The sequence below is a fragment of the Protofrankia symbiont of Coriaria ruscifolia genome (genome assembly GCF_900634745.1).
In the GTDB taxonomy this organism is placed as follows: Bacteria; Actinomycetota; Actinomycetes; order Frankiales; family Frankiaceae; genus Protofrankia; species Protofrankia californiensis.
The window spans coordinates 1-5512 of record NZ_CAAAFR010000144.1 but is presented as its reverse complement, the minus strand read 5'-3'; the positions used below and the strand labels follow the sequence as shown (position 1 = coordinate 5512).

Annotated in this window: 5 protein-coding genes; 2 read left to right on the top strand and 3 right to left on the bottom strand. The window is 68.3% G+C overall.

Annotated elements, in window-relative coordinates; genetic code table 11:
- From CV1CTNOD_RS26815 to CV1CTNOD_RS28410, 3 genes are all read right to left on the bottom strand, one after another.
- A partial coding sequence (locus CV1CTNOD_RS26815; RefSeq protein ID WP_242606741.1) for a 2OG-Fe(II) oxygenase occupies positions 1-1380 on the bottom strand: 1380 nt, incomplete at its 3' end.
- Positions 1381-1830: 450 nt separating this feature from the next.
- Positions 1831-2979 carry a protein kinase domain-containing protein gene (locus tag CV1CTNOD_RS15900; protein WP_165485550.1) on the bottom strand — a complete coding sequence of 383 codons (1149 nt, stop codon included), beginning with the start codon at positions 2977-2979 and terminating at the stop codon, positions 1831-1833.
- Positions 2980-3752: 773 nt separating this feature from the next.
- Positions 3753-3980, bottom strand: a complete 228-nt coding sequence (locus CV1CTNOD_RS28410; protein ID WP_207386480.1) for a hypothetical protein — start codon at positions 3978-3980, stop codon at positions 3753-3755.
- Positions 3981-4237: 257 nt separating this feature from the next.
- On the opposite strand from CV1CTNOD_RS28410, the gene CV1CTNOD_RS15880 reads away from it, so the two are divergent.
- Positions 4238-4651: a flavodoxin family protein gene (locus tag CV1CTNOD_RS15880; protein ID WP_131786851.1), complete on the top strand. Its 414-nt coding sequence runs from the start codon at positions 4238-4240 to the stop codon at positions 4649-4651.
- A 528-nt stretch (positions 4652-5179) separates the two neighbouring features.
- A partial coding sequence (locus CV1CTNOD_RS15870; RefSeq protein ID WP_165485549.1) for a type II toxin-antitoxin system PemK/MazF family toxin occupies positions 5180-5512 on the top strand: 333 nt, incomplete at its 3' end.

The window sequence follows — 5512 nt, the reverse complement described above, 5'->3', positions numbered from 1 at the left end:
CCGTGCGCGCAGAGCGCTGTCCCAGAACGGTTCGAGCGTCGCCGCGGCGGCCTTCGCGCCCGACACGTCGCCCGCCAGCGCCATCTCGGCGAGCGCGTCAAGCGCCCAGGCGGGCGACGTTTCGGCACGGTTGGCAAAGGCCTGCTCGCGGGGCCACACGACAACGGCCGCCCGGTGGTACCAGTGGTCCAACGTGTTACCCCAGTTGCCCATGTAGCCCTCGTACTCCGAGGCATAGGGCTCGAGGTCATCCGTCCTGGCCGACGCGCACACCTCTTCGGCGCCGACGTCCAGCGAGGTCGCTTCCAGCCGGTCGCCGTGCGGACCGGTCCAGTGCGTGAGCGTGACGTCGACGTCGATCAGTTCCTGGATCTCGTAGTCGGCCGGGCCGTCAGAGTCCTCGCCGTCCTCGTCCTCGTCGTCATCCCAGTAGCGCTGTCGGTACCCGTAGCCGTCATCCGGCTCGTAGGTGCTGTGCGTCGTCTTGACATCGGCGAGCGCGAGGACGGCCTCGTACCCCGCCCGCTCGGTTGCGGCCCGCAGCAGGGACACGCGAGCGGCGTCGGCGCCCTTCAACCCACTCCAGCCCAGCGCGCGTGGGGTGTACTCGTGGTCGAGGAGGTAGACGAGCCGGTTCGGCGGGTAGGCCACGGCTTCGGGGCGATAGGTGGGCACCGGTGTGCTGAAGTGCTCGCGAAGGAAATCGACCAGTTCGGCGACTGCTCCCTCGTCACCCTCTGGCAAGTCGGTGTCCCCGCGTAGCAGGAGGTTGTAGGTGAGCGCGATCCGGTACCCCGACCGCACTTCGAGGACCTCGTGCCTGCAGTCGGCATAGAAGGCGACCACCGACAGCTCTGTCTTCGACCCCCGGTAGGTCTTCCGCTCCTCGAGGTGCCGCACCACCAGCTCGCCGCCGGTGTAGCTGGACGGCAGCGTCACCACCAGGGTGCCGATCATCGAGTCGTCCTTCTCACTGTCCTGATGGGCGAGGAAGAACTGGCGTGGCTCGTACACCAGAAGAGAATGAAGATCGGCGGTCAGCTCGGCGGCGATCGGCAGGCCGAGCTCGTCTTTCGCCGCTGTCAGGATGACGTTCAGCGCGTCGTCGTCCCACCTGGCGCGGACGAGGTCCTTCGGGATCTCCCACGTGTCGCGGACGCCCGGGTCGGTCAGCGTCTCCTCGCCGCGGCCGAACCGGGCGGGCTGGCCGAGGCCGAGGAGCTTGCGGGCCTGCGCGGGCGGCACCGGGAACGTGATGGGCCCGATGCCCTCGACCTCGAGGCTCAGGTCATCCGTACTCGCCGTCAGCTCCACGCTGAAGGCGGTCTCTGCGTCGCCGCGCAACATCCTCGCCAGCCGGTCACGTGCCACGGTCGCCATTGCCCGTGTCCCTTCGCGTTTCTGAGTGGCATTGTCAAGTACGAATCTAGAGGATTCCGCGCACTCGGCGGGATGCGGTGCCCGGCTGCGTGCGTCAGGTGGCCTTCAGGTGTAACGCGACGTCGGGCGGCCGAAGTGCCGGCCGAGTACCTGCGGTGCACACGTCACGGTTCGAATACGAGATGTTCTCGAAGGCTGACCTCGAGATGGGCGAGTTGGACCAAGAGCCCGGCCGGCGCGTGGTCCCAGACGCCGAGTCTGCGGCAGAGCCCCTGGATCTCCGCACGCTCGGCCTCGATCAACGGATGCATGCCGCCCCGGGCCATGCCAGTCCGCTCCTGGCGGCGCCCGCAGATGATCCCATCAGCTACCAGGCTGTGGTCAGCCCGGTGGCTCCGTTCTGGCCAAGGTTGCGACGTAGCTCAAGCAGCCCCGGGCGCCGTAGACCGCCTACCTGACGGTTGGCATCTCATGCCAGTCGGACCAGCCGTTGTCCCACCAGCGGTGGTGGACGGTGCCGCCGATGGCGACGGCGATCTCCTGGTGACCGTCGTCGTGGAACCCGGCGGCGACTGCGCTGACCTGGCCGTCGGGTCGCCACATGTTTTCCCAGGCAGACCAGTTCGGGCCGGGGCTGAACCAGCGGTGCCAGAGCTGTTCGGTGTCGTTGAGGACGAAGACCTCGATGTGGTTGCTCGTTATCGACGAGCAGGCGATCGGCACGTTCACCCGGGTCTGATCCTTACCCGGGCTGACGGGGCCGGAAGCCGGCTTGAGGTCACCAGAACGCTGGATCGCGTTGAGCGCCGTCGCGAGCGCCGAGGCATTCGGCCTGTCGGCGGGGTTCTTGGCAAGCAGAGCCAGCGTGATGTCGTTCAGCGGATCGTCGATGGCCGGGTTCCGGTCGCGCGGTGGTGTCGGGACCACGTCGAGGTGCTGGCGCATCAGCGCATGGTTCGACCCGGCAAAAGGGCGGCTGCCGGTCAGCAGCTCGTAGAGGATGACCCCGACCGCGTAAAGGTCTGTGGCGGGCCCGGCCCGCATGCCCAGCCACACTTCGGGCGCGATGTAGGGCGGGGTGCCCATAACGCTCGCCAGCGGGGTCAGGGAGGACGGCACGGCGGAGTCCCGCGCGAGCCCGAAGTCGCAGACCTTCAACCGGTCGACCGGCACGACGAACAGGTTCGCGGGCTTGAGGTCGCGGTGCACGATCCCGCGCTCGTGGACGACCGCGAGCGCCTCGGCAAGCTGTAGCGCCAGAGCCACCACCCGCCGCCTCGGAAGCCCTTTCGGGTGCCGGGCGAGCTTCTTCCCGAGGTCCTCGCCCCTCAGTAGCTCCATGACGATGAACATGTGACCGTCGTGCATGCCCGAGTCATGCACGGTCAGGACGTTTTCGTGCTGTAGACCGGCCGCGAGGCGCGCCTCGCGGCGGAACCGCTCCAGCAGCCCCGGGTGCTGCTGCTGGCCACGAATCAGCTTGACCGCGACCGCCCGGCCGAGGTTCAGGTCAACAGCCTGCCAGACCTGTCCCATCCCGCCGTTTCCCAGCGGTTTGTCAAGGCGGTATTTGCCAGACAGCGCCGTCCCAGCCCGCATCGGAAACCAGCCCCCACCAGACCAGACCTGCTCACTGTTACCCAGGAGCGTACGCGCCCCGTTTCTGCAGCTCGCCGACGCTACAAGTAGCATCGTCGCGGGTTGTGTCGCGTGCCGGGGGTCGACGGGCGGACGCTGTTGGCCGTCGCGCCCGCGCATCAGAAGAAGGTGTCGGCTCGGCTCTGGTCCGACGCGGGCTTGACATGCTCGCCCAGTGGGAGGTGCCCGTCGTCTTCCTGGGAGGCGACCCGGGCTTCTACCTCCCGCTTCGGCTTCGCACCCGGCGGCCAGGGCTTCCGCAAGCCGCCCCTACGCATCCCCGATGCGGCCTTTCAGGCCATCAGGCTTCCGGCCTACCAGCTATGGATGACGGGGACGCTTGTCTGTTCAGAGCTGTTCAGAGCTGTTCTGGCGGCACGACGCGGTCGGGCTTCGCGACCCCGGCCCATAGCAGCGGAGTTCAGTCGATACCGTAGGGGTCGCGGAGCGGCCGGGCGATGATCGAGGCGCGACGGAGCGTTCAGCCTGGGCGGCGGGGCCCATGGCGAGGTAGCGCTGGGTGCGCGCTCGGCGTCCGGCCCGGTGTAGACCGGCGGGTTGTCCGGCGCCCCGGACACCCAGATCGGCCCAGCCCTGCACCGGCCAGGCGACCTTTCACGATCACCACGAAATATCATGAAGTGCAGCGCCGACATCGGCCGCGACCGCCTCGGCGTCCGCCCCGCCGACGGTATAGCCCTCGATCATGTTCGACTCGCTGATCGCGCCCGCGATCAGACTGCGCCGCAGTTGCCCCAGCCAACGGCGCGGTTCGGCGACCTGGTGGCGCAGCTTCCCGCGGAACCGCTCAAGGCCAACGGGCTGAGGACCTGCACCTCGACCAGTCGCCGTGGCGCATCGAGCAGGCTGCGGGTGAACATGACGTGGCCGACGACTCGACCTGTGTCCTCGGCAACGACGGTCCTGTGGTCACCGAAGGCGCGCAGGTTGACGTTCCTCACGGATTCTCGATCACCCGACCGTTTCTGGCGAAGATACACCCTGGGGAGGATGGAGGGCCGCTTCGGCCACCGCCAACCGGTTTTCGGACTGCCGCCGGCGCACATGTTCGACAACATCGCCCTCGACGCCACCGCGGCGGCGTACACCGACCTGACTGCCGTAAGTGCTGATCTTCCGTGCCGGTGGCAACGTGGCGTGTCGGTAGCATGCCGGGGTGCCGACCTTGCTGATTGTCCACCACACGCCGTCGCCGACGATGCAGGCGATGCTGGAAGTGGTGCTCGCCGGGGCACGTGATGACGCGATCGAGGGTGTGGACGTCGTCGTCAGGCCGGCGCTGGCGGCGACCGCTGTCGACGTGCTCGCCGCCGACGGCTACCTGCTCGGCACTCCGGTCAACATCGGCTACATGTCGGGTGCGCTCAAGCACTTCTTCGACCAGATCTACTATCCGATCTTGGATGCCACGGTTGGTCGCCCTTACGCCCTCTACGTCCATGGCAACAGCGACACGATCGGAGCGATCCGCGGGGTCGAGACCATCGCTACCGGGCTGAAGTGGAAACGCCTGCGCGAGCCGCTCTCGATCATCGGTGAGGCGGACGCCGCGGCGCGAGAGGCCTGCTGGGAGCTTGGGGCGACGGTCGCGGCCAGCCTGATGCCCATGTGACCTGGACCCGTCATCTGGTCGACGCCGAGCATTGCGGATGTCCGATTCGCGGACTGACGGGTGATCGCTCAGGAGACGCCCCGTCGTCGGGCGCGGCTGCTACGGGGCGAGCTCGTCGATCGTCAGTCCGACGTCGTTGAGAATGCCGTGCAAAGTGCCCTTCGCCGATCTCGCGGCCGACGCCCCGCGGTGGACGTGCCCGTCGTCTGCCAGGGCGATGCCTGTGCCCCGAACACTCTGCGTGTCGGCGGGATCCTGAAGAGAGGCGCCCGTTCTGCCGGGGCGCGGCGGCGGTACTCGGGACGGCGGGAAGACTCCAGGTCGGGACGTTCCTCAAGGAGCCGCGGCCGGTTTAACTATCGTGGCGGGATGGGAATGCTGGGGATCTGATCAAGATCGTGTCCGACCTGGTGACGGGGCCGCCCCCGGGGTGAGGCACCCTCGCGGGAGTCGGGACGGGAAGGCCGGCGGCGGTCGACATCAACACCGACGACCCGTTCCTCCTCCTCTTCATCCTCGGTGGCAGCCGTGCGCGGCCACCCGGCCCGGGAACGGGCGCGGTCGTCCCGCGCGAAGGTAGAGGCCTCGCCGGGCGAGGCCGGGCCGAGCGCCACCACGGAGGTCGATCCGCGTCGCATCGGGCCGGTGCGGATGAGTTACTCGCCGCAATCGGACGGGGCCCCGGATCCCGGCGAGATCGTCTGGACGTGGGTGCCGTTCGAGGAGAACGACGGACGGGGCAAGGACCGGCCGGTCCTCGTGGTGGCTGTCGAATCCGCGGGCACCTGTCTGGTTGTGCAGCTGACCAGCAAGGACCACGACGGCGAGGGCGACTTTGTGTCCGTCGGTGCGGGCGGGTGG